The sequence below is a fragment of the Kosakonia sp. MUSA4 genome (genome assembly GCF_013085925.1).
Taxonomy (GTDB): domain Bacteria; phylum Pseudomonadota; class Gammaproteobacteria; order Enterobacterales; family Enterobacteriaceae; genus Kosakonia; species Kosakonia sacchari_B.
Genome location: NZ_CP025697.1, coordinates 1231789 through 1257257, shown reverse-complemented (window position 1 = coordinate 1257257; position 25469 = coordinate 1231789). Strand labels below are relative to the sequence as shown.

Genomic DNA, 25469 nt, shown 5'->3' with positions numbered 1-25469 from the left:
GCACCGGAATTGCATGCTTTGGCGAAGCCACGGGGAAATTGCACAAACCGTGCCCGTGGCATGGCACCGTTTACCTTGGGGGAGTTCATTATGCGTATTGATATCGAAAGCCCTGGTGCAACCAACGCCACCAGGCTTGAAGAGGCTTTTGCCGGGCTGTTTGCCCGGACGCAGGCGTTGGGGTTTGATGCGGTGATTTACGACTACACGCCGGTGCCGCGTTCGCTGGAAGGCGCGCTGATTACGCCATCGCTGCTGGAGATGCGCAATGTGCCGGATGATATGCGCAGGCTGTGGTGCGAGCGCGGCTACTATCAGGTCGATCCGGTTCAGCATTTTGCGCTGGAGAGTTGCGCGCCGTTCGTCTGGTCTTATCAACGCCCGGATCGCAGCGCATTGCAGGGGCGACTGGATGAGAACGCGCAAGAAGTGACGCACTACATGCGCGATAACAATATGCCCTGCGGTGCTACCGTGCCGCTGCATCTGCCCAATGGCGGTTTTGTCACGCTAACCGGCATTGTGACCGACCAGCGGGAAGAGCGGGATATCAGCGAAACGCTGGCGCAGCTAACCTTTCTGGCGCACCGCTTTCAGGAGTCGGCGTTTCCGCTGTTTGACGCCTCAATGCTTACCTGCCGCCATGTCAAACTGAGCAACCGCGAGCGCGAATGTCTGGCGTGGTCCGCCGAAGGGCTGACGGCGAAAGAGATTGCCCGCAAGCTGCACCGCTCAGTTGCGACTGTTACGCTGCATCTGAACACGGCGGCGAAAAAGCTCGGCGCAACCAACCGCGTGCAGGCTGTTGTCCGTGCGTTGCATTACCGTTTGCTGGACAGTTAAGAACTAGCATTTTTGCTAGTGTTCAGCGCGAGCAGTGACGTTCTAACCTGAAAGCCAGTTCACTTAACAGGGTAAACGTCACTCATGTACACCATTCGAGAAGGCTATGTCCCCTTCCGGGGATATCAGACCTGGTTTCGCATCTGCGGCGATCTGCACAACGGTCAGACGCCGTTGGTGGTCGCGCACGGTGGCCCCGGCTGCACTCACGATTATGTCGATGCGTTCAAAGATATCGCCGAAACCGGGCGCGCCGTGATCCACTACGATCAATTGGGTAACGGACGTTCCACCCATCTGCCGGAGAAAAGCCCCGATTTCTGGCAGCCCTCGCTATTTCTCGACGAACTGAATCATCTGCTGCAGGCGCTGGAGATTGCCGACAACTACGCGCTGCTGGGGCAATCCTGGGGCGGAATGCTGGCGGCAGAACATGCGGTCACTCAGCCGCAAGGGTTGAAAGCGATGATTATCGCCAACTCACCGGCATCAATGGCGCTGTGGCTGGAAGGCGCGGCGAAACTGCGCGCGCAGCTTCCGCCGGACGTGCAGCAGACGCTGCTGGCGCACGAAGCGGCGGGCACGCTGGACAGCGCGGAATACAAAGCGGCCAGCCAGGTGTTTTACCAACGTCACGTCTGCCGTCTCTCACCATGGCCGCCGGAAGTACAGCGCACCTTTGACGCCATGGACGCCGATCCGACGGTGTATCACGCGATGAACGGCCCAACAGAATTCCACGTTATCGGCAGCATGAAAGAGTGGACGATTATTGACCGTCTGCCGCAGGTGCGCGTGCCGACATTACTGATTTCCGGGCGCTATGACGAAGCCACGCCAGAAGTGGTGCAGCCGTTTATGGATCATATTACCGGGGCACAATGGGTGATTTTCGAATCCTCCAGCCATATGCCCCATGTCGAAGAGCGGTCGTTGTGCATGCAGACCGTCAGTGATTTTTTGGCGAAAACCTGTTGATTCTCAGCCCACACCAGGTGGATTGTGTTTGTTGTTTTTAAGCGCCGGCCAGGCGCTTTTTTTATTGCCCCGTCACTGGCGTGAAAACGCCGCCGCCCGCTGGAACAGTTCATCGTCCGGGCGGATCCCGGTGTAGAGTGCGAACTGCTCCACGGCCTGGATCGCAAACACTTCCGCGCCAGCGATCACCGTTTTCCCCTGCTGGCGGGCATAACGCACCAGCGGTGTGACCGGGGGAAGCGCCACCACGTCAAACACCGTGCTGGCGGCGTCCACTTCCTGCTCGCGCCAGGCGAGGTTGTCCGCCTCCGGGCCGCCCGCCATGCCGATTGGCGTGGCATTGATCAGCAGATCTGCCGCGATTCCGGCGATATCCTGCCGCCACTGGAAACCATAAAGTTCAGCCAGCGCCTGACCGGTAGTTTCATTTTTCGCCGCAATATAACCGTGACGAAAACCGGCATCTTTTAATGCACAGGCCACCGCTTTTGCCATCCCACCGCTGCCGCGCAGAGCAAAGACGCTGTCGGGCGACACCCGGTACTGCGCCAGCAGGCTGGCTATCGCAATATAGTCGGTGTTATAGGCTTTCAGATAACCGTCGGTGTTGACGATGGTATTCACGGAATGGATAGCGCGGGCGGACGCATCCAGTTCATCCACCAGCGGGATCACCGCCTCTTTAAACGGCATCGAAATGGCGCATCCCCGGATCCCCAGCGCGCGTACCCCACGGATCGCCCCCGGCAAATCGGTGGTGGTAAAGGCCTTGTAGAGATAGTTCAAATCCAGCGCGTCATACAGATAGTTATGAAAGCGGGTGCCAAAGTTGCTGGGCCTTGCGGCGAGCGACATACAGACCTGCGTGTCTTTATTCAGTTGTCTTGCCATGTTTGTGTTCCCGTTATCCATCGTGACCAGGGTTGGATTATTCGGCAAAAAGGTGATATTAAAAATTGCTCATTTCTTGCTAAAAAAGTTCCCCTTTTATGTCCCAGCGACAGATCGAACAGAAATACCGCAAGCTGCTGGCTATTTATGGCAACCAGCCGGTAAGCGTGACGCTGCAAGAGCTGGCCAATGCGCTGTTTTGCACGCGGCGCTATATGCGCAGCCTGCTGCTCCAGATGCAGGAAGCCGGATGGATAAGCTGGCAGGCTCGCCCCGGACGCGGGCACCGCGCCGGGCTGCATCTGTTACGTTCTGAAGGGGAATTGCTGCGCGAAAAAGCGGAACAACTGCTGGATGCCGGTCACTTCAACGACGCCATCCGCTTGCTGGGCGCGGACCAACAACTGGTCGCGCAACTGCTGCGTTCCCGGCTCGGGCACAGCGTGCGGGCCGATTATCAGCGCCTGCGCATCCCCTATTACCGCAGCATGCCCACGCTCCGTCCTGGCCAGCCGTTGCGACGCTCTGAACAACATCTGGTGCAGCAAATTTTCAGCGGGCTGACGCGCATAAACGATCGCACCGGCGAAGTGCAAACCGATCTGGCCCATAGCTGGCAGCAACAGGATGCGCTGCACTGGCGCTTCTACCTGCGTCCGGCGGTGCTGTGGCACGATGGCCGCGAACTGACCAGCGAAGACGTGGCGGCATCGCTGACACGCAGCGCCCGTCTGCCGCTCTTCTCCCATCTGCGCAAAGTGCGCGCCATCAGCCCAAGAAGTATTGAAATCACCCTCAGCCAGCAGGATAACCAGCTACCGCTTCTGCTCAGCCATATTGATGCTTTGATCCAGCCTCAGGATGTGCAACTTCCCGCCTGCCCTGTCGGCACGGGTCCCTATCGCGTGGTGGAGAATAATGACTGGCATCTGCAAATGCTGGCTTTTGACCGCTATTTCGGCCTGCGCGGGTTACTGGATGAGATTGAAATTGTCACCCTGCCGGCGTTGACCCGCTCTACCGATGAGCGCGCGACAACCCTGCTCAGCTCTGGCCTCAGCGACGCGGATTACACCGCCGGAAAAGTGCGTGATGCCAGCGGCGCATTTGTCGATCCGCTGCGCGGGATCGTGCTTGAGCGCGGCGGTTATTTCCTGTTGTGCGACAGCCGCTCGCCGCACTGGCATCACGCGGAACCGCGACGCTGGTTGCGGCAGATCCTTAATCCGCAGGCGATTGCACAACGGTTGAATGCCGCCATTCGCCCGCTGTGGACCCCGGCGCAGAGCATGCTGGCAGGCTGGTCGCATTCGTGGGATGCGGGCGCGATCTCAGCGCCATTCACCCGCAACGGCGAAACGCAGGTTCTGCGGCTCGCCTGGTATCGCCAGCACCCGGAGTTGCCGATGCTGCTGGCAATCATGCAAACATTGCTGGCAGAGCACGGCGTGCGTCTTGAGGGCATTGAACTGGATTACACCGCGTGGGCCGCAGGCGAAAGTGAGGCGGATCTGTGGCTGGGAACGGTCAATTTTGCGTTACCGGAAGCCTGGCATGTCGGCGCGTGGCTGCTGAGTTCTCCGCTGCTGCGAAAAGCGGTGCACGACGCGAATAGTCAACGGCTGGCACAGTGGCAAACCGACTGGCGCGCTCAGCGGGTAGACGCGGAGCAACTGCTCGATACGTTTATCGGCACTGGCTGGCTGCAACCGCTGTTTCACCACTGGATGCGGCTAAAAGGGCCGGACAGCGCGCAGGGAATCGCCCTGAATAATCTCGGCTGGTTTGATTTCAGCAGCAGCTGGCTTGTGCCGGACACGCGACCAAAACCTTAGCGGCACATCGCGGGTTCGCTCCCGGTGCGCATCGCTGAATAGAGCGAACACAGCGCCTGCAAGCTTTTGGTGCCGGTACGTTTCATCAGGCTGTTGCGCTGCACGCTGACGGTGGTCGGGCTGACGCCGCGTATCCGCGCGATATCCTCCACTGAATGTCCGCGCAGCAGCAAGCGCATAATTTGCTGCTCGGCGCTGGTGAACTTAAAGGCGCCGTGAATATAACCAGGCTGCTGGTTTTGCTGACAAAGCAGGATCATCACGTCCAGCGCCTGGCGCAGCTCATGCACATGAACATTTTCTGCGAGGCAGAGTTTCACCAGTCCAGGGAAAAGTCGCGTCAGTGAATCGAAATGGCGTTCAGAGGAGATGAAAATAGAGTAATGCGGCGGCGGGCTGGAGAAAAACAGTGAATACATTTCCACGATATCCATTCCCGCGGTCACATATATTGCGGCGCCATCGCTGCGAAAACGGCTGCCTTTTTCTCTGCTCAGTTGCCTGAGTATTTTCTCAATACCGTAGATGAAAAGGCGATCCTTTCCATAGATTGTCATAGCGGCTCCAGAGGATAATTTTTATATTTTCCGCTCCGTTAACGGAGGCATGTTTTTTCCTGAGTGTTAGGGATGTTTTAAGGCAGATCAAGCCTGGCTGACTGCCTTGTTTAGCTTTCGTTTAGGTTGTTAATGACATCCCGTCGGGTTCTGCATTTCGTTCTCTCCCTGCTGCGCTCAGTGTATTGCATTTTTCGTCAAATGTTCGCAATTTATTCCAGGAATAAATTTATCCAATTATTTATTTATGACGGTCAACCAACAATACTTTCCTTTAACTATTACCTCACTTAGAAAACTTATCTTGTTGTTTATAAATGATTTATTTCGAATAAGATTATCTTTAATCTCACCATTTAAATAATTTTTCGTCTGTATTTAAATGTTCGATCTCAGTCTCAAAACATCATTTTAAATTGTGTAAAAGTGCGTTCCAGTTGATTAACAGAGATATGAAAACAGCAAGATTAATGCATCCGATTAATCCTGACAATTTGGTTGATAACGTATTCTGTGTGGTGAATCCCCCTCAGCGGCGGGGTCATGCTGATATGAGGTTATCCTCAATTATGTTTCATTTTTATGGGCGAACTGGAGAGATCGGCTTCCAGTTCACCGGGAGGCACCCGGCACCACACACCACATTACCGGCACAGTGATTATATTTGTCATAATTATTACGCCTGCTAATTATATCAATTTTTATCAGCAGGGAATATCGCATTCCCGCTGAATTAAAACTATCTGCAATTCTTTTGCGGAGAACCTTCTGTACCTTTGGATTAAAATAATAGGGGATATTATGTTGCGCACGTTGTTATTAACTACCATTCCGTTGTTCAGTATTGCGGCTCAGGCAGTGACTTTTGATTATCGTCATGAAACAAATGACAGTGGCGGTAATAACCACAAAGATCGTCTATTAATGTCGCACCGCTTTGCAAATGGCTTTGGTTTATCGCTGGAAGGGAAATGGAAAGGCTCACAAAATAAAGACAAGGCGTATCACGAAACCGTCAGTAATGGTACGGAAGTGGTCGCCAGTTATGTTTATAAAATTAATCCAACCTTCCAGATTGAACCGGGTTTTTCACTGGACAGCAGTTCAACCTCGAATAACTATCGCCCGTATCTGCGCGGCAAGGTCAACTTCTCCAGCGATGTCGGCGCTACGCTGCGCTACCGCCCTTACTTCAAGCGCAAGCGCAACTCCAACAACATCGGCACCACAAAAGACACCAGCGAAAACGGCTACAACCTGACGGCCGTCCTTTCATGGAAACTGTTTAATGATTATCAACTCGACTACGAACTGGATTATAAACACGCAACTTCCGCTGGTGTGCTGATAGCCGATAATGAAAATTACGACTGGACGCATGATGTGAAATTAACCTACAAATTTGATAAAAACTGGTCGCCGTATGTTGCGATTGGTAATGTATCCGGCAGTAAATATACGGACGAACGTCAAACTCGTTATCGCGTCGGTGTGAAATATAATTTCTGATAACCCGGATATAAATAAGGATTTCGGCAGAAATCCTTATTTTTAAAGAGGCGAATAATGAAACTGTCAAAAATAACGCTGACATTAACGATGTTGAGTACTTTCTCCTGCGCGGCCATTGCGCAAGAGAGCGCGCGCCTGAGCAGCGTCAAAGCCTTTGCCGACACGGTGATGGCGAAGGCCGCCGCGCAAAACCAGCCTAACGTGCCGTTACTGGCCGATGGCGTTGATCCGCGCACCGGCAAGCAGATGGAATGGATCTTCCCGGATGGGAAAACCGCAGTGCTGTCGAATTTTTCTGCGCAGCAGAACCTGATGCGCGTGCTGGTTGGGTTAAGTAATCTGAGCGGCGAGGCAAAATACAAAAAGCTGGCCGAAGATAATGTTCGCTACTATTTCCGCCATTATCAGGACAAGAGCGGGCTGCTGCTGTGGGGCGGGCACCGCTTTATCGATCTCAACACGCTGCAACCGGAAGGGCCAAGCGAGAAAGAGAAGGTTCATGAATTAAAGAACGCCTACCCCTACTATGACTTGATGTTTGCCGTTGATAAACCGGCGACCGAACGTTTTATCCGTGCGTTCTGGAATGCGCATGTTTACGACTGGAAGATCCTGGAAACCAGCCGCCACGGAGAATACGACAAAGCAATGGGCAAACTGTGGAACAGCGAGTTTGAACAACAGCCGCCGTTCTTTGCCACCAAAGGCCTGAGTTTCCTCAATGCCGGGAACGATCTGATCTACTCCGCCTCGCTGCTCTATCAACACGATGGTGACAAAGGCGCGCTCACCTGGGCAAAACGGCTGGCGGAACAGTATGTCCTGCCGCGCGATAAAAAGACCGGATTGGGCGTTTATCAATTTACCCAGGCGTTAAAACGCGCTGAAACCAGCGACGACAGCGATACCAACTCCAAATATGGCGACCGCGCACAGCGCCAGTTTGGCCCGGAGTTTGGCGCGGATGCGCTGGAAGGCAATATGATGCTGAAAGGTCGCACCAGCACGCTCTATTCGGAAAACGCGCTGATGCAACTGGCGCTGGCGAAATCTCTCGGACACGACGGGGATGACATCAAAAAATGGACGCTGGATGGCCTGAAAGCTTTCGCCAAATATGCCTATGACGCGAACAGCAACACCTTCCGGCCAATGCTGGCAAACGGCAGCGATTTGTCGGGTTATACCGTGAAACGTGACGGCTACTACGGCAAAAAAGGTACCGTGCTGAAGCCCTATCCGGCAGGCAATGAATTCCTGCTCTCTTACGCCCGCGCCTGGACGCTGGAGCCGGATACAGAGATATGGAAAGTGGCGCGCGGGGTTGCCCGTAGCCAGGGGCTGGGTGATATCGGCGAACCCGGAGGCAAAAACCACAAACTGGATCTCAACACGCAAAACAGCGAGCCGTACGCCATCTTTGCGCTGATCGATCTGGCGCAGGCAACCGGCGATAAAAGCTACCTCACGCTGGCGGATAAAGTGGCGGACAACATTCTTGCCCACAAACGCCTGAATGGCTTTTTCGTCGATGATCAGCAGTATATTTACGCCAATATCGACAATATCGCCCCTTATGCCTTGCTGGCGCTGGAAGCGGCGATGCGCGGTAAACCGGATGCGGTGGCACCGTTCCTCAATGGCGCAGGGTTTACCGAAGGCGCATACCGGCTGGATGATGGTACGGTGCGCTACTCCACGCGCGACGACGAGTTGTTCAAACTCAAGCCGGGCGAGCAGTTAAAACCTAACGGTAAAAAGTGATTAAGTGGCCTCTCACTGCCAACCAGTGAGAGGCCATCTTGTTGATTTGTCCCTGAACAGCCCGCTAATAACCTGCACAACCCTGCCGCAACTCTTTGAAAAATAGGGACGTATAGCGGTCCTGTCCTGCTGATCGCGTGGCACTTTGGGAAAATGACGAAAATATCCCCCTGTGCTAGATTTTTCCTATACCAACAATCAGGAGGAGTGGAGCATGAAGTTCAATGATGAGCACACGGGACTCATTGGATTAGCCATTGGCGCAGCAGTAATTGGACTGGTTTCGGAACGGAAGGCGATTAACCGCGACAACATTATTCAGGAGATCGAACGGCAAGGCAGAAGCCGGGGTGATGGGGTTGAAGATGAGGTTTTTCTGCAAGCAGCGGAGCTGGTACGCAAAGGCGTTTAGCTCCGCTTAATGCTTTCAGGCAGGCGAGCCTGCTGCGGCCAGGCTCGCCTGAATTGATTATTTTACCGTGCCTTTCACGCCGTGCGGCTCCGCGCGACGATACTGCGGCGCAACATGCACCGCGCCGTGCAACGCGGCGGCGGCATGCCACGGCCAGCGTGGATCGTAGAGCGCACCGCGCGCCAGCGCAATGAAGTCCGCGTCTCCCTGTTGCAGAATCTCTTCCGCATGCTGAGGCTCTGTAATCAGCCCAACGGCGATCACCGACATACTGGTCTGCTGACGCAGCGCTTTGGCGAACGGCACCTGATACCCGGCGCTCACTTTAATGCTCTGCAACGGCGACAGCCCACCGCTGGAGACGTGAACATAATCGCCGCCCGCCGCTTCGATTTTCTTCGTCAGTTCGATGGATTGCTCCAGATCCCAGCCGCCTTCTATCCAGTCGGTGGCGGAAATACGGATGCCAACCGCCACAGATGACGGCACAGCGTCACGCACCGCACTGAAGACTTCCAGCGGGAAGCGCAGGCGGTTTTCGAGGCTACCGCCGTACTCGTCGGTACGCTGGTTGGAGAGCGGCGACAGGAACTGATGCAGCAGATAACCGTGAGCGGCATGAAGTTCGATCACCTCAATACCCAGCGCCACGGCGCGACGCGCGCTGTCAACAAAGCCCTGTTTGACGCGTTGCAGATCGTGTTGGCTCATTTCGCGCGGCGGGCGTTCGCCCGGATCGTGCGGCACGGCCGAAGCGGAGATCGTTTGCCAGCCGCCCTCTTCCAGGCTGAGCTGTTTACCGCCCAGCCACGGCGCGCTGACGGAGGCTTTACGTCCCGCATGGCCCAACTGGATGCCCACTTTTATCGGTGAATAGTGGCGAATATCATCCAGCACCACGCGCAGCGCCTGCTGTGTCTCATCATCCCACAAGCCCAGATCCTGCGGCGAGATACGCCCTTCCGGCTCTACGGCGGTGGCTTCAATAATCAGTAACCCGGCACCGGAAAGCGCCAGGTTGCCCAAATGAATGCGGTGCCAGGCGGTCGCTTTCCCCGCCTCGGCGGAATACTGGCACATAGGAGCGATAACAATGCGGTTATCCAGCGCAACGCGGCCCACGTTTGCTTGCGTAAATAATTTGCTCATTTCTTCTCCTTAATTCCGGCTACGGCTCATGACTTTCTGCCTGCCGCGCGCGATTGTCTTTAGCGGAACGTGCCGTTTGTTGGCTTTTGTTTTTCACAACATGATGAAATATTTCAATATTTATAAATCAACCACGCCGTGCGCTGCCGCGTCATCCCGCCACTCCAGCAGTAAAGCGTAATCCTCGCGTGTAACAGCAGCAAAACCGCCAATTAATGCCGCCGCACAAACATCGTGATACTGCGCATCGCTGACCAGTTGCTGTAATGATTCCCGCAGCAGCGCCAGATTGGCGGCGGAGGTTGAAGCGGAGGTGATAAGCGGTAGTCCGGGCGTTAGCGGGCTTTGCCCGATAATCGTCAGCCCTTCGAGTAAATCCGGTTGATGGCGCTGGAGCAGCGCCCAGGTGACACAGTCGATGGCGGCGATATCCGCACGATCTTGCTGTAAGGCCACCAGCGATTGCCGGTGGCTGCCGCTAAACTCCACTGCGGCAAAAAAACGTTTCCCGCCGGAGAGCGCAGCGACCATTTTCCGCAAGGCGTTATAGCCCGATTGTGATTCGATGGCGTTGCAGACCGCCCGCTGACCGCGAAAATCCTCCAGCGTTTTCCCGCTCTCTTCTTCACGCGCCACAAGGAAGCTGCAGTAGCGAATACCTTCGCAACCCGGAGCCTGATAGTGAAAACAGCCCACGGTTTGCACTTTATCAAGCTGCGTGACCAGCGGATAACCGCAAGTCTGGCTTAACAGCAGCGCATCTTCCTGCCAGTGCGTCAACAGATCCGGCGGCGGCCAGACATGCGTTGCGATGATGCCGCGAGCGGCGAACAGTTCTTTCAGCACACCGCCCAGCGCCACGGTGTCTGCGCGGTGCAGATCGTACATGGGCAAAGAGAACAGGTTAGTCGTTGTGTTGCTTGCAGCCTGGGTGTGCATTCACGTCCACCGATGTAAACAAAAAGCGTCGTAACCATTCACTATAGCCCCGAACCAGAAATCCGCGATTACGTTGGCGGTAAGCTTGCCGGTCACGCAGGTAGAGCGTGCGCAATCCATACCAGGGCACGCCAGGCAGATCGTGGTGGATGGAATGATAGTTGAGGTTCAGAAACAGAATGCGCCACGGCAGCGCCGCTTCATTGATCACCGAGCGCGCCAGCGGATCGTCCGCCGCCTGATGTTCGAGAAAAGAGCGGATTTTAGTCACCGCCAGCGCCGGATAACTGACCGCCAGCACAAACCACAGCGGCGAAAAATCGCAATGCGCCATCCACGTAAACAGCGCCGCGAGCAATACACCATGCACCAGCCACATGGCGATAGTTTTCGTCTGCCGCCGATAAAACGCGCGAATCATGCCTGCCAGCAGTTGCCCGATATCGAGCAGCGGCGCCAGCAGCAACCGTCCGGGGAATGTGTTGCGCAGACGAATGATTTCGCGCAGCACACGCGAGAAACGCAGCCAGCGCTGAGGGGCAAAATAATAAGACTCAGGATCCGCGTGCGGCAGCGTCAGTTCCGGCGTGTTGTGGTGCGCGAGATGGGAATCACGGTACAGGCCGTACGGATACCAGACCGCCAGCGGCAGCAGGCCCAGCAGTTGGTTAAACCACGGCCAGCGCGTTGGATGACCGTGGATTAATTCATGCTGTACAGAGAGATACCAGCAGGTAAACACAATCAGCAGCAACGTTGCCGGCCACAAACCTAAGGTTTGCCAGTTCGCCAGCGTGGCGAACCAGCCGCCATACACGGCAATAATCACCGTCCAGGTGGGAAGCTCATAGCGCCACAGCAAACTGCGGGCGCGCTGTTGGATAAAATCACGTTGTTCTTCATGTAAATAAACCGCACGACGTTTTGCCATTCACTCATACACTCTCTGCACTGATTCGCGTCACGATGTGAGGGAACGGCAGAAATCACAACCAACTTAAATGGCGTAACTATTGCTGAAAATGGCAAAACGCCGGGCAGTGCGGCTCAGGCCACTTTGCCGCGCCGATCGTCGATATGTTGTTGCGCCACGTCGTAACGCACACCCTCGCGAGATCGATTCCGGCTGTTTTGATCCCGGCGGCCTGCGTCAAACCGCTCAATCCCAGCAGCACGCTGAGCAGTAATAAAGGGCGTTGACCATCAGATTTGCGCCATACCGCCATCAACAAATAGCTCAATGCCGTTGATAAAGCTGGAGGCATCCGACGCGAGGAAAGCCACCACTTTGCCGACCTCTTCCGGTTCGCCAAGACGGCCCAGCGGGACTTGCGCGGCCAGCGCGTCAAACAGGCCCTGACGGTGTTCATCCGGGACTAAATCGCCAAGACCCGGTGTGCGGATGGGGCCAGGGCTGACCACGTTGACGCGGATACCGCGGCCTTGCAGATCCAGCGACCACGAGCGGGCAAAGTTACGCACGGCGGCTTTACTGGCGCTGTAGACGCTGAAGTTGGCGGTCCCTTTGATCGACACGGTAGAACCCGTCAGCACAACCGATGCGCCATTCACCAGCAACGGCAGCGCTTTCTGTACGGTAAACAGCACGCCGCGTACGTTGGTGGCAAAAATGCGGTCGAAATGCTCTTCGGTAATCGACCCCAGCGGCAGCATATCGCCGCCCCCGGCGTTGGCGTGAAGGATGTCGAGTCGCCCGGCGCTTTTGGCGATTTGCGCATACACCGCGTCGAGATCCGCCGGAACGGACGCATCCGCACGAATGCCGGTTACGTTGGCGCCCACTTCAGCGATTGCTGCATCCAGCGCTTTCTGCCGACGGCCGGTAATAAAGACGCGTGCACCCTGGGCTACCAGTTCTTTCGCCGTTGCCAGGCCGATACCGCTGGTGCCGCCGGTGACAAGGGCAATTTTTCCGCTCAGTGGTTTCGTCATTTTTCTGTTCCTCAGTTTGGGTTTTAGGGTTTACCAACGGTCAGCCGGGCTGACGTCTTCGGTATGGCTGTACTGTAGCGCTGGCGTTTTTATTGAAAAATAGCGAAAAATGAAAATGACTATTCACCGTTGTGTATAATCAGCTTGCACCAGTAAAGGGGAAATGTATGGATCAGTTGCAGGCAATACGGGCTTTTGCCCGCGTAGTGGAAGCCGGGAATTTTACCCGGGCGGCAGATTCACTGGAGATGCCCAACGCCACGCTGAGTAAACTGGTGCAGGAGCTGGAAGCGCACCTCGGCGTGCGGTTGTTGCAGCGTACCACCCGCCGGGTGACGGTGACGCCGGAAGGACGAGACTATTACGACAAGACCGCGCGCATTCTGCGCGATCTGGAGGATATCGATACCTCCTTTAACAGCGTGCGCAGCCATCCGCGGGGTCAGTTGCGGATTGACGTCGGCGGCTCCACGGCGCGCGATGTGCTGATCCCGGCGCTGCCGGAGTTTCTGGCGCGCTACCCGGATATCCGTATCGATCTTGGCGTTTCTGACCGCGCGGTGGATCTGATCAGCGACAACGTGGACTGCGTGATCCGCGGCGGCCCGCTGGATAACTCCTCGCTGATCGCCCGCCAGATTGGTGCCGCAACGCTGCTGACCTGCGCCACGCCCGCGTATCTGAAAGCCTTTGGCACGCCCGCCTATCCGGATGAGCTGAAAAACGGCCACCGGCTGGTGAGTTATCTGTCGCCGCAAACCGGCAGAGCCTTCCCCTTACGTTTTGAGCGCGACGGCGAAAAGTGTGAAATCAAGGTCGATCACCACATCGGCGTAAACGAGAGTAACGCCCATCTGGCTGCCGGTCTGGCCGGGCTGGGGATTATTCAGACCTTCAGCTATGCGCTGGAAAGCGCACTGAAGAGCGGCGCGCTGGTAGAAATTTTGCGCCCGTGGCGTCCCGCGCCCTACCCTTTCCATGTGGTCTATCCGCAAAACCGCCACGTCACGCATCGCCTGCGGGTTTTTATTGACTGGCTGCTGGAGAGTTTCCCGAAAAATGTTAGCCGCTAATGTCGGCATATTATTTTCGTGACTCAACGAATAACAAAGTTAATAATGAAGAAAATTTGAAAGCATTATGGATTAACGGTGATATTTTATTTTTTCTTATTTATTTATCGCTCAATTGAACCCGGAGATATATTTGTAACATACTGATTTTAAACTATATTTAAATTTGTAAATTTTGAATAGTTATTATCTTGATAATAAATTTCATTTCCATTAACGTCATTCCCGCATGATGAGGATTCTCTGGCGAATAACGTTTTCCCCATCGTGCAAATAATCCCTCTCGTTTTTTACTCATTTAATGACGCAGATAACCGCCGCAGTCCGGGCATGTATTCTCTTTTTTATGCCACGGCTCAGGGAGGCGTCACTACGCCCGAAAAAAGCGAGAACCGCACACATAAAAATACAGGGAATATGGCATGAAACACGCTTCGCATTACCCACTGGCTATGCTGATTCACGCGGCGCTGTGGGGTCTGGCGCTTCCGGTACAGGCCGCTGACACCAGTAATACTTCTGACCAAACTGCGACGGAGACAGCCAAAACGCAGGAAGATACGCTGGTGGTGACCGCCGCCAAACAGACGTTGCAGGCTTCCGGCGTTTCCACCATCACCGCCGAACAAATCCGCAAACACCCACCCGCCCGCGATGTCTCTGAACTTATCCGCACGCAGCCTGGCGTCAACCTGACCGGCAACTCCACCAGCGGCCAGCGCGGTAATAACCGCCAGATCGACATCCGCGGTATGGGGCCGGAAAACACGCTGATTCTGGTGGATGGCAAACCGGTGACCAGCCGTAACTCGGTGCGCTATGGCTGGCGTGGCGATCGTGACAGCCGTGGCGACAGCAACTGGGTACCGGCGGAAATGATCGAACGTATCGATGTGATCCGTGGCCCGGCCGCCGCGCGCTACGGTAACGGTGCGATGGGCGGCGTGGTGAATATCATCACCAAACCTACCACCGGCGAATGGCACGGTTCGTGGAACACCTATCTGAACGCGCCGCAGCATCGCAAAGAGGGTTCGACGAAACGCACCAACTTCAGCCTGAACGGCCCGCTTTCCGATACCGTCAGCTTTAATTTGTGGGGCAACCTGAGCAAAACCCAGGCCGACGCGCAGGACATCAACTCCGGCCACGAAGCCGCACGCACCGGCTCCTACGCCGGTTCCTACCCGGCAGGCCGTGAAGGGGCGATCAATAAAGATATTCACGGCAAAGTGCGCTGGGAATTCGCCCCGATGCAGGCACTGGAGTTTGAATCCGGCTACAGCCGTCAGGGCAACCTGTACGCAGGCGATACGCAGAACACCAACACCAGCACGCTGGTGAAAAGTATGTATGGCAAAGAGACCAACCGCCTTTACCGCCAGAACTGGGGCGTGACCTGGACCGGCAGCTGGGACAATGGTGTGACAACCAACACCTACGCCCAGTATGAACACACCCGCAACTCGCGGCTCGGCGAAGGGTTGGCTGGCGGCACGGAAGGGATCTTCTCCAGCGATAAGTTCTTCGATATTGATCTTTCCGATGTGTTGCTGCACAGCGAGGTCAACATCCCGTTTACGCTGGGTGTCGATCAGAACCTGACTATCGGCACCGAGTGGAACCAGCAGCGCATGAAAGATGGCGTTTCGACAACTCAGTCGCTCTCTTACGGATCGATTGATGGCGTCAGCAGCACCAACCGCAGCCCTTACTCCAGCGCGGAGATCTTCTCGCTGTTTACCGAAGACAATATCGCCCTTACCGACAGCACCATGCTGACCCCGGCGCTGCGTTTCGATCACCATTCGATTGTCGGCAACAACTGGAGCCCGTCGCTGAACCTGTCGCAAGGGCTGGCGGAAGACTGGACGTTGAAACTGGGGATTGCACGCGCCTATAAAGCGCCGAATCTTTATCAGCTCAACCCGAACTACATCCTCTACAGTAATGGCCAGGGATGCTATGCCAGCAGCTCAGCCTGTTATCTGATGGGTAACAGCGATCTGAAAGCCGAGACCAGCGTTAACAAAGAGATCGGCATTGAGTACAAACACAACGGCTTCCAGGGCGGCATTACTTACTTCCGTAACGATTACCACAACAAGATCGAATCCGGTTATTCCGCCGTCGGTACCGCCAGCAATGGCACCACTAATATTTATCAGTGGGAAAACGTGCCAAAAGCGTTAGTCGAAGGGCTGGAAGGCACGCTGAATGTTCCGGTCAGCGAAAGCGTCAACTGGAGCAACAATATGACGTGGATGCTGCAAAGCAAGAACAAAACTACCGGCGATCGCCTGTCGGTGATCCCGCAATTTACCCTGAACTCGACGCTGGCCTGGCAGGTACGCGATGACTTGTCGCTGCAAAGCACCTTTACCTGGTACGGACGCCAGAAACCCAAACGCTTCAACTATAAAGGCGAAGCGGTTTCCGGCAGCGAGCTGAATGAAGTCAGCCCTTACAGCGTGGTCGGCCTGAGCTCGACCTGGACGGTGAACAAAAACCTGAGCCTGACCGGCGGCGTGGACAATATCTTTGATATCCGCCACTACCGCGCCGGTAATGCGCAAACCACCGGCAACAGCACCACCGGTGCTTACCTGTACGGCGCAGGCGCAGAAACGTATAATGAATCCGGACGCACCTTTTATGTTAGCGTGAACACCCATTTCTGATATCGCTATCAAAGCCGGAACAGGTTACTTTTCCGGCTTTTTTGTGCGCTAAATCCGCGCTGTTATATATGATGACAAAATCTTCATCGCTTCTGCATAATCCTTTCACGATGCGGGTTTATTATTAGCTCAGTTGAGTTCGGCGGGAATGGATCCAGCAGAAATCAACTGTGGTTTAATACCACTCCTTCATAAAAGTAGTACTCCATCCCCCCTTCCAAATCCCAACCGCAGCCATGCGGTGGAGGGGGGATTTCCCTTTACTGCATTCTTTATTAAAGATTTCCTTGCCTAATGAATTTATGTCCGGCGTCCCTCGCTTTTTTCATACATATATTATCCATGTTTTCTTCATTTTAACTGACGCATTATTTGTTATTGTCTCAGCGTTCTTTGTTGAGTGCAGAGAACATCATTCCTAATAGACTCTTCCCCCTTCCCCCCCGTTCAGGAAGGGGGCTTTTTTAATACAATAGTTGAAAATAATATTACACTCCTCGCAGACAATCTTTCGATATTGATATTCAAATAAAGTTCCACGCACGCATATTATTTTTACCTGCGGTGTATATCCATGCTTTCTCCATTATTTCCCCATGATTAAATGCAATCCTGCATTTCTATTCGCAGCCGTTCTCTTTGAAAATATCTCTTAGACGAAACTTTCATGCTTAAAAAATACAATATCATCGCCGGTTTATTATTGTCTCCTTGCGCTTTGCATGCCGCCACCTCTTTGAAAATCAATGATATTCAGTTTGAAGGTTTGCAGCGCGTTACCGTTGGGGCAGCACTGCTCAGTATGCCGATCAAAGCGGGTGAAGATGTCACCAATGACGATATCAGCGAATCGGTACGTGCGCTGTACGCCAGCGGCAGTTTCGATAATGTGCAGATCCTGCGCGAAGGCGAGACATTGCTGGTAAAGGTCAAAGAACGCCCAACAATCGCACAGATTAGCTTCGCCGGAAATAAAGCGATAAAAGAGGATGTGCTTAAAGAGAATCTGCGTGCCAATGGTATTCAGGAAGGCTCAGCGCTGGATCGCAATAACCTTGCGGAAATAGAAAAAGCGTTGCAGGATTTTTATTACAGCGTGGGGAAATACAGCGCTCAGGTTCATTCCGTGGTAACGCCATTACCGCGCAATCGCGTTGATGTGAAATTTGTTTTTCAGGAAGGGCTTTCTGCCAAAATCGTCCAGATTAATATTATTGGCAACCATGCATTCAGCGATCAGACCTTACTGGATCAGTTGCAATTACACGATCAAGTACCGTGGTGGAATGTGCTTGGCGATCAGAAATACCAGAAGCAAAAACTTGAAGCCGATATCGAGACTATCCGCAGCTATTATCTCGATCGCGGGTTTGCGCGTTTCGCGATTAACTCCAGCCAGGTCAGTATGACGCCGGATAAAAAATCGCTGTATATCACGTTGAATATTTCCGAAGGTGAGCGCTATCAGGTCGTCAGCACACTGGTGAACGGCGAGCTGGCGCAGCGCAATGCAGAGGTGGATGCGCTGGCGCACACGCTGCAAGGACAAACTTATAGCGCTGCGAGTATTACCCGCGTCGAAGAGGCGATCAAAAAACTGTACGGCAAGGATGGTTATGCCTGGCCGCAGGTCAATACCGTGCCGGAGATTGACGACAAAAACCGTAGCGTCACGTTGCGGATTAATGTCAATGCCGGACGTCGCTACTCAGTACGCCAGATTCGTTTTTCCGGCCACGATACCTCCCGCGATTCGGTACTGCGCCGGGAAATGCGCCAGATGGAAGGCGCATGGCTGAATGATGAGAAAGTGCAACAGGGGAAAGCGCGGCTGGAACGCACCGGCTATTTCGAAACCGTGGAGAGCCATATCACACCGGTTCCCGGCCAGCCGGATCAGGTGGATGTCGAATATAAAGTGAAGGAGCGTAATACCGGCTCTTTTAATGTCGGCCTCGGCTACGGTACGGATAGCGGTATCAGTTACCAGTTGGGCGTTTCGCAAGATAACTGGCTCGGCACCGGCAACACCGTCAGTTTTAACGGTACGCGCAGTAGTTACCAGTCTTATATTGAACTGGGCGTCACCGATCCTTATTTCACTGTTGATGGGGTAAGCCTCGGCGGCAAAATTTTCTATAACAGTTACGATGCCACTGATGCCGACACCGGTAGCTACAATCAGCAAAGTTATGGCCTCAGCGGGAATATGGGCTTCCCGGTCAGCGAAAATAATACGATCAATCTCGGGCTGGATTATGTCCATAACCGATTAACCAATATGGAACCGGAACTCACCACCTGGAATTACCTTAATTCACGCGGTATCTACCCTGATGTTGTGACCAAAGATGAAGACAGCAACGCGGAATATAGCGCCAATGACTTCTTTGCCTCGCTGGGCTGGAGCTATAACTCGCTGGATCGCGGCTTTTTCCCCCGTTCCGGTAATAAAAGCAGCTTAACCGGCAAAATAACCATTCCGGGTTCCGATAACAGCTATTACAAAATCAGTTTCGACAGCGCGCAGTATCTGCCATTAAACAGCGATAAAAACTGGGTGTGGATGGAACGTCTGCGTGCAGGATATGCTGGCGGGCTGAATGGCAAAGAAGTACCGTTTTATGACAACTTCTACGCTGGCGGATCGTCGTCCGTTCGCGGCTTTTCCTCAAATACTATTGGACCAAAATCGGCTTATTACCGCTGTAACGGATCAGAAAGTAGCTATAGCGGGTGCCCACTGGAAAATTCAGATGATGCGGTGGGCGGAAATGCGATGGTGGTGCTGAACAGTGAATTTATCGTCCCGACGCCCTTTGTCAGCGATAAATATGCCGACAGCTTGCGCACCTCATTATTCGTCGATGCCGGAACGGTCTGGAGTACCTCCTGGCATAACACGGCACAAACGCTGGCAGCGGGTCTGCCAGATTACAGCGATCCTTATGATATCCGTTTTTCCGCAGGTATCGCCTTACAGTGGATGTCGCCGCTGGGACCGCTGGTCTTCTCTTATGCGCAGCCTTTTAAAAAATATGCGAACGATAAAGCCGAACAGTTCCAGTTTAATATTGGCAAAACCTGGTAACGCGGCATACGTCATTACCTGGCAGAAGAAAAAAAGGATGGTATGAAGAAAAAACCACATATGACCGTCAACAAAGTGGATTTCTTTGATTTCCGCTATGAGCTGGAGCGCGCCGTACTGGCGACGGATCGGGATTATTCTCAACAATGTTTGACGCGGGCGAAATTCCTTAGCTACTTATTGTGTCGGAATCTGAGCCATCAATATGTGGTAATGTTTAACGAAACATTTAGCAGTGCTGAAATCGCTGTTGATGAAACTACCAACAAGAAAGAGAAGACGCGCCTCTTCAGAGATAATTTTCATCGGTTGAAACAAGCGCTAAACATGGAATGACAGGCTTTTGGGAGCAATCTTACCTTTGTATGGATGAAAAAACGATGAGTTGCGCATTATTTCCTCAACAAGCCAGGCGGCATTAAATGCGGCTCAACATTAAAATAACCCTTAAAGGATATGGTCTTTTCTCGTATATCGCTGGCTAAATTTCGCTTTATCCACATGTATGAGGTAGCGCATGTTTACAAAATTGAATTTATATTTGCTAAAAAATATAATTCAGTATTGATTTTTATCTCATGATCACTAAAAATTAATTCCGATAGAATTTACATTTCTCTGCACACGGAGTGACGCTATGTCAGAAGCATTAAAATCATTAAATAACATTCGCACCCTGAGAGTTCAGGCTCGTGAAGTTACGCTCGAAGCACTGGAAGAGATGCTTGAGAAACTGTCTGTTGTCGTTGAAGAACGCCGCGAGGAAGAATCTTCAATTCGCAAAGAACAAGAAGAGAAAGAAGCCAAGTTAGCGGCTTTCCGTCAGAAACTGCTGGATGAAGGAATCGATCCAACCGAGCTTTTATCTTCCCTGAAAGGGCAAACCACGAAGTCTAAATCTGTTCGTGCGCCTCGCCCTGCTAAATATAAGTATATTGACGAAGACGGCAGCGAAAAAACCTGGACCGGCCAGGGTCGTACGCCGAAAGCGATTGCAAAAGCCATTGAAGGCGGCAAAAAGCTGGAAGACTTCGAGCTCTAAAATGTATCAGGGGCAGTGCAACTGCCCCTTTTTTTTATTTCTGCCCAGCCCCTCAGCTTTCTTTTCTGACCTTTCCCCATCGCCGCTACCGTTTATCCCTTGAGTAACATCTGATAGCTTTTACTGCCGCACAGAACAATCGTCACGTGACACCGAAACGATCGGCACCTGCCATCGAACATTTATTTAACTTTTCCCTGGGCATGCTGCTTGCCAACTACGTTCTCGTCTATGCTGGCGGCAGGGTTTATTATCCGGCACACAATTTGTTGCCCGATCAACTTCCTGCCGGAGATGTTGAGTGACTATTCTTGCGCTTCGTCATTCATTACACAGCTTGTTGAATTAGCGGATATGTCGTAGAGCATGTTATCCGAAAGATCGGGCAAGGCGCAGCGAGAAAACAAACATAGCCGTCACCGTGAAGAATTCTCCTTGATATTAATAGGGCCTTAACGTTATTCCATTGTGTCTGTTCTACCCGTAGTACGGTAAATGCCCATCGCCCCATCCGGGGCGAATGTTAATAAATCAGGCTATCTAATGTATTACCATTAAAATAAGACGAATCATGCGACTTATTTATCCGATGAGTAGCTCTGCATATGAGAAATATTCAACTGACAGCAATGCTGGCCGCAGGCGTTTTTTCCCCGTATCTGTGTAGTTAATGCTGTTGGCGCAGGCAAACATTGCTGAAAAATAGCGTCTGCACTATGCAATGTCCCGCACTCATCAAAACCAGGTGACGTCGTACCGCCATCGTTATGCGACTGGCAGGTCTCGAGCAACACCCAGCCCTGGACAAGATTAAGCAGCGGCATCGACTGGCCATCCATCAGGCAGTCGTTACCGTAAGCGCACCAGGCCTCGATGATCTGCAGACATTCACTCGCGCGGGTATGCGTTTTCAACAGCTGCACGTTGTTGCAAAAATGACGCACATGCAACCGGGTATGAGGATCCTCCGCGTCGATCTCCTCGAAAGGTTCATTAACCTCTGAATTATTAACAGGTTGGTTATCATCGTCGATAAATAATCGCGCCGCTGAACCTTTCGTCGCTAAAAATAGTGCTAAAGATAGCTTTTGCAGCTCGAAGTAAATGTTTTTATCTACCATGATGCAACTATAATACTCACTCCACAGGTAAGCCTAACATTGATTTTAAATGAAACATTACCACAGGCGATTCATTTATCAATGAATCAATTGTGGTACTCATCTCGCAAAAAAAATGCATCAATAAAATGAAAATTAATGCTTTCTTAATATTTTAAATAAATTAAAGCATGAGATGAATCTCATTCTCATCTTAATGATAAACCACACCAACAATGCGTATAAAAGAATAAAACACCGCGGCTTCTTTTAATACTGTCACACTGACCGAAGAGGTCATCTGGCATACACAACAGGTGAAATGCGGCGCTTCTCCCATCTCTGACGGATTGCAGTGGTCCCCACTGCGCCACTGTGTGCTAACATTGATCGCAGCAATAAATAGCATGCTAACAATGGCACGGATTGCCAAACATACTGGTTATCGGAACCGAGAGGGATTTTCAGGTGAGCAACTCTATTTTTATTTCCAAAAGGATGCGTAATTTTATTGTTCTGGTGCAGACCAAAAGCATTGCCAGAGCGGCGGAAAAAATTCATATGACCGCATCGCCCTTTGGCAAAAGCATCGTCGCGCTGGAAGCGCAGATTGGCTACCCGCTTTTTAGCCGAAAAGATAACAGCATCTGTCTGAATAAAGCTGGTCAGGAGCTTTACCAGAAACTCTTCCCGGTTTATGAACGGTTATCGGCCATTGAAAACGAACTTCATAACTCAGCACAGCGCTCACAGAAAGTGGTGCTCGGTATTGATAACACTTACCCAACCATTATTTTCGATCAGCTCATAAGCCTGGGCGATAAATATGAGAACGTCAGCACCCAGGCGGTTGAATTCAGTGAAAATGGGGTGATTGACGATCTGTTGGGCCATCAGCTCGATTTTATTATTTCACCACAGCTGGTCTCGCCACGCGTTCAGGAACTGGAAAACCTGATGGTTACCGAACTGCCACCGCTGCGACTCGGTTTTCTTGTCTCGCGACGCTATCAGGATAAACAGCCGCAGGAACTGCTGCGCGAGTTGCCATGGCTGCAAATGCGTTTCCAGAACCGTGCCAATTTTGAAGCCATGCTGGATGCCCACATCCGCTCATGCGGCATTCATCCGACGATTATTTATCGGGCATACAGCTTTATGGCCAAAATCAGCGCGGTGGAACGCGGGCAATTTCTCACTGTGATCCCCTGGTTCGCCTGGCCGCTGGTTAACCCGCAGACATTAACGTATTTCGATGCACCGAACGGTCCGATGGTGATGCAGGAGTATCTTTATTCACTGAAAAACCAGCGGCATACCGCCGCGATATGTCAGTACATTGCTGACGATCGCGACGGTACGACGGTTTAACCCAGCATAGAACCCGTTTTCAGTAACGCAGTGTGCAGTTCAAAGACGCGGCTAAGATCGTGGCGTATATGCCCGCCGGACGTGGATTCCAGATAACGATGGAGATAATCCCGGTATAGCGGGTGGGCGCAATTTTCAATAATGGTACGGGCTCGCTCAATCGGCGAAAGCCCGCGCAGATCGGCAATCCCCTGCTCGGTAATGATCACTTTGACGCTGTGTTCGCTGTGATCGACGTGACTGCACATCGGCACAATCGTCGATATTTTCCCCTCTTTTGCAATCGAGGGCGCCATAAAAATCGATAAGTAAGCATTACGCTCAAAGTCGCCGCTGCCGCCAATGCCATTCATCAGATTAACGCCTGCCACGTGCGTTGAATTGGCGTGACCGTAAATATCAAACTCCAGCCCGACATTCAGCGCAATGACGCCAAGGCGGCGAATGATCTCCGGGTTATTGGAGATCTCCTGCGGCCGCAACACAATGCGTTCGGCGAAAAAGTCCATGTTGTCGTAGATTTTCCGCAGCGCTTTGTCGGAAACCGTCAGGCTGGATGCGCTGGCCCCTCTGACTTTTCCCGTTTCCAGCAGATGTACCACCGACTCCTGTAGCACTTCGGAATACATCATAAACGGCGGGATTTCTGGGTTTTCTCCAAGGCGCGCCATCACCGCGTTATTGATATTGCCGACACCGCTTTGCAACGGCAGAAACTCTGGAGGAATTCGTTCGTGTGCGATCTCATTGAGCAGGAAGGTCACTACGTTGTCCGCAATCTGCTGACAGACTGGTTTCTCCTCCTCCAGCGTGTTACCGGCATCCGGCAATTCGGTATCCACTACGGCGATAATCTTTCGCGGATCAATCTGCACATAGTGCAGGCCAATTCTGTCCAGCGCGCTAAAAATAGCGACACTGTTGCGATACGGCGGTGCGCCGGGTGAGGCGATATCAGCCAGTTGAGCCACCTGCGGGCTGTGATAATGGTTATACTCAATAATTATCCGTTTTGCCTGCCGCAGCCAGGTTGGCGCATTACCAATACCGCTGGAAAGCCAGACCTTGCCATCGCTCGTTAGTGCGGAGGCCTCGATAACGGCGACATCAATGTCGCCGAAAAAGCCATAGTTCACCATTTGCGCCACTTCACTCAGATGCAGGTCAACGAACTTCACCCTACCCTGATTGATTTTTTGCCGCATGCCCGCTGCCGACTGGTACGGAGCGCGCCAGGAGACTGCATCCGCTTCAGACAATACATCGTCGGCAGCAGCACCAATGGATGCGCCGGTCAGAAGGCGAATCTGAAAAGGCTGCTGCGCCTGATGCAACTCGTGCGCGCGCCGGGCAATCGCAGCGGGTAGCGCTTTAGGCGAACCGGCGGCAGTAAAACCACTGAATGCCACCATTTCATCATGCCGGATGAGCGCGGCCGCCTCGTCAGCGCTTAGCCGGGGCCAGGACTCTTTCATGCTGTTCTCCGTTGCTCAGTAGCCCAGAAAATGCGGTTTGCGTTTTTCCATAAAGGCGCTTCGACCTTCCTGATAATCCTGGCTGTCATAAACCGCACGACGCATGCCCTGAATTCGCTCGAATTCATCCGCGTTCATGGTATGCGCTTCCCCCAGAACCCGCAGTTCTTCTTTAATAACGGCGATTGCAAGCGGGGCTTTTTCACAGATCTGATGTGCCATCAGCAAGGTAAAATCTTCCAGTTCATTCACGTCCACGACATGGTTCAGAATACCCACGGCCAGAGCGCGATCAGCACTAATCGGCGCTGCGGTAAAAATCATCTCTTTAACGATATGAAAACCAGCATCGCGCGTCAGATTATGGATGCCGACAAGGTTATACGGCACGCCGAGGTTTACCGGCGTCATTGAGAAGGTGGACGTTGTAGCGGCCACGACCAGATCTGAGCTCATGATCAGCTCAAAAGCGCCGCCCCAGACGCTCCCCTCAACCATCGCAATAACCGGTTTCGGGTATTTCTGGATCATGCGGGTAATCTGCCGCAGCGGATCATCATACGAGAGCGGATCGCGGCGGCCAGTCGGCAGCTCGTGAATATCATGCCCGGCGGAAAAAACCTTCGCGCCATGCGGAGCGCGGAGTATTACGCAGCGAATCTCCGGTGTGTTGAGATCCTCCAGAGCCTGAATCAAATCATCGATAAATACCTTACTGAGCGCATTCAATTTGCGGGCATAGTTAAATTCAATAACAGCCACTTTTTGTATGATCGTGACGACAACATGCTGATACGACATA

The 25469-nt window shown here is 52.9% G+C and carries 21 protein-coding genes; 12 read left to right on the top strand and 9 right to left on the bottom strand.

What is annotated here, in order from left to right:
* Window positions 1–90 precede the first annotated feature (90 nt).
* Together C0557_RS05955 and C0557_RS05950 are read left to right on the top strand one after the other, a co-directional pair.
* Window positions 91–843, top strand: a complete 753-nt coding sequence (locus C0557_RS05955; protein WP_035889779.1) for a LuxR family transcriptional regulator — start codon at window positions 91–93, stop codon at window positions 841–843.
* Window positions 844–927: 84 nt separating this feature from the next.
* Entirely contained in the window at window positions 928–1821 is an 894-nt protein-coding gene (locus C0557_RS05950) for a proline iminopeptidase-family hydrolase (protein WP_007373690.1), read from the top strand.
* 72 nt (window positions 1822–1893) lie between these two features.
* On the opposite strand, the gene C0557_RS05945 is transcribed toward C0557_RS05950, so the two are convergent.
* Window positions 1894–2712, bottom strand: a complete 819-nt coding sequence (locus tag C0557_RS05945; protein WP_208657833.1) for a shikimate 5-dehydrogenase — start codon at window positions 2710–2712, stop codon at window positions 1894–1896.
* Window positions 2713–2810: 98 nt separating this feature from the next.
* Between C0557_RS05945 and sgrR the strand changes: the two genes are divergently transcribed.
* Complete coding sequence (gene sgrR / locus C0557_RS05940) at window positions 2811–4547, top strand: HTH-type transcriptional regulator SgrR (RefSeq protein WP_208657832.1); 1737 nt, start codon at window positions 2811–2813, stop codon at window positions 4545–4547.
* Here sgrR and C0557_RS05935 read toward each other — a convergent pair.
* Window positions 4544–5104 carry a helix-turn-helix transcriptional regulator gene (locus C0557_RS05935; protein WP_208657831.1) on the bottom strand — a complete coding sequence of 187 codons (561 nt, stop codon included), beginning with the start codon at window positions 5102–5104 and terminating at the stop codon, window positions 4544–4546. The two genes, sgrR and C0557_RS05935, sit on opposite strands and share 4 nt — an antisense overlap.
* 802 nt (window positions 5105–5906) lie before the next feature.
* Here C0557_RS05935 and C0557_RS05930 point away from each other — a divergent pair.
* The 3 genes from C0557_RS05930 to C0557_RS05920 all read left to right on the top strand — a co-directional run bounded on the left by C0557_RS05930 (window position 5907) and on the right by C0557_RS05920 (window position 8793).
* Window positions 5907–6614, top strand: a complete 708-nt coding sequence (locus C0557_RS05930; protein WP_208657830.1) for an oligogalacturonate-specific porin KdgM family protein — start codon at window positions 5907–5909, stop codon at window positions 6612–6614.
* Between the two features lie 57 nt (window positions 6615–6671).
* Entirely contained in the window at window positions 6672–8381 is a 1710-nt protein-coding gene (locus C0557_RS05925; RefSeq protein WP_208657829.1) for a pectate lyase, read from the top strand.
* Between the two features lie 214 nt (window positions 8382–8595).
* Window positions 8596–8793 (top strand): hypothetical protein, encoded by a 198-nt coding sequence (locus C0557_RS05920; RefSeq protein ID WP_043954449.1) that lies wholly within the window; start codon window positions 8596–8598, stop codon window positions 8791–8793.
* Between the two features lie 57 nt (window positions 8794–8850).
* On the opposite strand, the gene C0557_RS05915 is transcribed toward C0557_RS05920, so the two are convergent.
* The 4 genes from C0557_RS05915 to C0557_RS05900 form a co-directional block, all read right to left on the bottom strand.
* Window positions 8851–9942: an NADH:flavin oxidoreductase/NADH oxidase gene (locus C0557_RS05915; protein WP_208657828.1), complete on the bottom strand. Its 1092-nt coding sequence runs from the start codon at window positions 9940–9942 to the stop codon at window positions 8851–8853.
* A 120-nt stretch (window positions 9943–10062) separates the two neighbouring features.
* The gene (locus C0557_RS05910; protein WP_253073786.1) at window positions 10063–10881 is read right to left on the bottom strand and encodes a phosphate/phosphite/phosphonate ABC transporter substrate-binding protein; all 819 of its coding nucleotides are present in this window, start codon (window positions 10879–10881) and stop codon (window positions 10063–10065) included.
* The gene (locus tag C0557_RS05905) at window positions 10847–11812 is read right to left on the bottom strand and encodes a fatty acid desaturase (RefSeq protein ID WP_208657827.1); all 966 of its coding nucleotides are present in this window, start codon (window positions 11810–11812) and stop codon (window positions 10847–10849) included. Before C0557_RS05905 ends, C0557_RS05910 begins: the two co-directional genes overlap by 35 nt.
* Before the next feature lie 272 nt (window positions 11813–12084).
* A complete protein-coding gene (locus C0557_RS05900) occupies window positions 12085–12834 on the bottom strand; it encodes an SDR family oxidoreductase (protein WP_208657826.1) in 750 nt (249 codons plus the stop codon).
* Window positions 12835–13001: 167 nt separating this feature from the next.
* Here C0557_RS05900 and C0557_RS05895 point away from each other — a divergent pair, with 167 nt between their 5' ends.
* The 5 genes from C0557_RS05895 to C0557_RS05875 all read left to right on the top strand — a co-directional run bounded on the left by C0557_RS05895 (window position 13002) and on the right by C0557_RS05875 (window position 20721).
* Window positions 13002–13907, top strand: coding sequence for a LysR family transcriptional regulator (locus C0557_RS05895; protein ID WP_208657825.1), 906 nt, complete (start codon window positions 13002–13004; stop codon window positions 13905–13907).
* Window positions 13908–14329: 422 nt separating this feature from the next.
* The gene (locus C0557_RS05890; protein ID WP_208657824.1) at window positions 14330–16588 is read left to right on the top strand and encodes a TonB-dependent siderophore receptor; all 2259 of its coding nucleotides are present in this window, start codon (window positions 14330–14332) and stop codon (window positions 16586–16588) included.
* 667 nt (window positions 16589–17255) lie between these two features.
* Complete coding sequence (gene bamA / locus C0557_RS05885) at window positions 17256–19679, top strand: outer membrane protein assembly factor BamA (RefSeq protein ID WP_208657823.1); 2424 nt, start codon at window positions 17256–17258, stop codon at window positions 19677–19679.
* Window positions 19680–19721: 42 nt separating this feature from the next.
* Window positions 19722–20015, top strand: a complete 294-nt coding sequence (locus C0557_RS05880) for a hypothetical protein (RefSeq protein ID WP_074776755.1) — start codon at window positions 19722–19724, stop codon at window positions 20013–20015.
* 301 nt (window positions 20016–20316) lie between these two features.
* Window positions 20317–20721: an H-NS family nucleoid-associated regulatory protein gene (locus C0557_RS05875; protein ID WP_007373671.1), complete on the top strand. Its 405-nt coding sequence runs from the start codon at window positions 20317–20319 to the stop codon at window positions 20719–20721.
* A 578-nt stretch (window positions 20722–21299) separates the two neighbouring features.
* Here the strand turns inward: C0557_RS05875 and C0557_RS05870 are convergent.
* Window positions 21300–21842 (bottom strand): hypothetical protein, encoded by a 543-nt coding sequence (locus C0557_RS05870; protein ID WP_208657822.1) that lies wholly within the window; start codon window positions 21840–21842, stop codon window positions 21300–21302.
* 477 nt (window positions 21843–22319) lie between these two features.
* On the opposite strand from C0557_RS05870, the gene C0557_RS05865 reads away from it, so the two are divergent.
* Window positions 22320–23192, top strand: a complete 873-nt coding sequence (locus C0557_RS05865; RefSeq protein WP_074776753.1) for a LysR family transcriptional regulator — start codon at window positions 22320–22322, stop codon at window positions 23190–23192.
* On the opposite strand, the gene C0557_RS05860 is transcribed toward C0557_RS05865, so the two are convergent.
* Together C0557_RS05860 and scpB are read right to left on the bottom strand one after the other, a co-directional pair.
* The gene (locus C0557_RS05860; protein WP_208657821.1) at window positions 23189–24667 is read right to left on the bottom strand and encodes an acetyl-CoA hydrolase/transferase family protein; all 1479 of its coding nucleotides are present in this window, start codon (window positions 24665–24667) and stop codon (window positions 23189–23191) included. The genes C0557_RS05865 and C0557_RS05860 overlap by 4 nt on opposite strands.
* Before the next feature lie 15 nt (window positions 24668–24682).
* Window positions 24683–25468, bottom strand: a complete 786-nt coding sequence (scpB, locus tag C0557_RS05855; protein ID WP_074776751.1) for a methylmalonyl-CoA decarboxylase — start codon at window positions 25466–25468, stop codon at window positions 24683–24685.
* Window position 25469 lies beyond the last annotated feature (1 nt).

Coding starts and splice junctions, on each gene's coding strand:
- C0557_RS05955 (WP_035889779.1), top strand. CDS start 91: ATGCGTATTGATATCGAAAGCCCTGGTGCAACCAACGCCACCAGGCTT.
- C0557_RS05950 (WP_007373690.1), top strand. CDS start 928: ATGTACACCATTCGAGAAGGCTATGTCCCCTTCCGGGGATATCAGACC.
- C0557_RS05945 (WP_208657833.1), bottom strand. CDS start 2,712: ATGGCAAGACAACTGAATAAAGACACGCAGGTCTGTATGTCGCTCGCC.
- sgrR (WP_208657832.1), top strand. CDS start 2,811: ATGTCCCAGCGACAGATCGAACAGAAATACCGCAAGCTGCTGGCTATT.
- C0557_RS05935 (WP_208657831.1), bottom strand. CDS start 5,104: ATGACAATCTATGGAAAGGATCGCCTTTTCATCTACGGTATTGAGAAA.
- C0557_RS05930 (WP_208657830.1), top strand. CDS start 5,907: ATGTTGCGCACGTTGTTATTAACTACCATTCCGTTGTTCAGTATTGCG.
- C0557_RS05925 (WP_208657829.1), top strand. CDS start 6,672: ATGAAACTGTCAAAAATAACGCTGACATTAACGATGTTGAGTACTTTC.
- C0557_RS05920 (WP_043954449.1), top strand. CDS start 8,596: ATGAAGTTCAATGATGAGCACACGGGACTCATTGGATTAGCCATTGGC.
- C0557_RS05915 (WP_208657828.1), bottom strand. CDS start 9,942: ATGAGCAAATTATTTACGCAAGCAAACGTGGGCCGCGTTGCGCTGGAT.
- C0557_RS05910 (WP_253073786.1), bottom strand. CDS start 10,881: ATGCACACCCAGGCTGCAAGCAACACAACGACTAACCTGTTCTCTTTG.
- C0557_RS05905 (WP_208657827.1), bottom strand. CDS start 11,812: ATGGCAAAACGTCGTGCGGTTTATTTACATGAAGAACAACGTGATTTT.
- C0557_RS05900 (WP_208657826.1), bottom strand. CDS start 12,834: ATGACGAAACCACTGAGCGGAAAAATTGCCCTTGTCACCGGCGGCACC.
- C0557_RS05895 (WP_208657825.1), top strand. CDS start 13,002: ATGGATCAGTTGCAGGCAATACGGGCTTTTGCCCGCGTAGTGGAAGCC.
- C0557_RS05890 (WP_208657824.1), top strand. CDS start 14,330: ATGAAACACGCTTCGCATTACCCACTGGCTATGCTGATTCACGCGGCG.
- bamA (WP_208657823.1), top strand. CDS start 17,256: ATGCTTAAAAAATACAATATCATCGCCGGTTTATTATTGTCTCCTTGC.
- C0557_RS05880 (WP_074776755.1), top strand. CDS start 19,722: ATGAAGAAAAAACCACATATGACCGTCAACAAAGTGGATTTCTTTGAT.
- C0557_RS05875 (WP_007373671.1), top strand. CDS start 20,317: ATGTCAGAAGCATTAAAATCATTAAATAACATTCGCACCCTGAGAGTT.
- C0557_RS05870 (WP_208657822.1), bottom strand. CDS start 21,842: ATGGTAGATAAAAACATTTACTTCGAGCTGCAAAAGCTATCTTTAGCA.
- C0557_RS05865 (WP_074776753.1), top strand. CDS start 22,320: ATGCGTAATTTTATTGTTCTGGTGCAGACCAAAAGCATTGCCAGAGCG.
- C0557_RS05860 (WP_208657821.1), bottom strand. CDS start 24,667: ATGAAAGAGTCCTGGCCCCGGCTAAGCGCTGACGAGGCGGCCGCGCTC.
- scpB (WP_074776751.1), bottom strand. CDS start 25,468: ATGTCGTATCAGCATGTTGTCGTCACGATCATACAAAAAGTGGCTGTT.